This window comes from Stutzerimonas stutzeri SDM-LAC (assembly GCF_000235745.1).
GTDB classification, from domain to species: domain Bacteria; phylum Pseudomonadota; class Gammaproteobacteria; order Pseudomonadales; family Pseudomonadaceae; genus Stutzerimonas; species Stutzerimonas stutzeri_H.
Genome location: NZ_AGSX01000166.1, coordinates 1 through 219, shown reverse-complemented (window position 1 = coordinate 219; position 219 = coordinate 1). Strand labels below are relative to the sequence as shown.

Below are 219 nucleotides of genomic sequence, written 5' to 3'. Positions count from 1 at the left end.
TGCACTCATAGCTCAGCTGGATAGAGTACTCGGCTACGAACCGAGCGGTCGGAGGTTCGAATCCTCCTGAGTGCACCATATTTTGAACTGCAGCGATGTGGTTCATGTTGTAGCCAGCGGTGATCTGGTTTATCAATCACTTTTGCACTCATAGCTCAGCTGGATAGAGTACTCGGCTACGAACCGAGCGGTCGGAGGTTCGAATCCTCCTGAGTGCAC

Annotated in this window: 2 tRNA genes; both read left to right on the top strand. The window is 52.1% G+C overall.

Annotated elements, in window-relative coordinates:
* The first annotated feature begins 1 nt into the window (after position 1).
* Positions 2–78, top strand: a tRNA-Arg gene (locus PSTU_RS0116200).
* Positions 79–144: 66 nt separating this feature from the next.
* Positions 145–218 (top strand) — tRNA-Arg (locus tag PSTU_RS0116195).
* The last annotated feature ends 1 nt before the right edge of the window (position 219 follow it).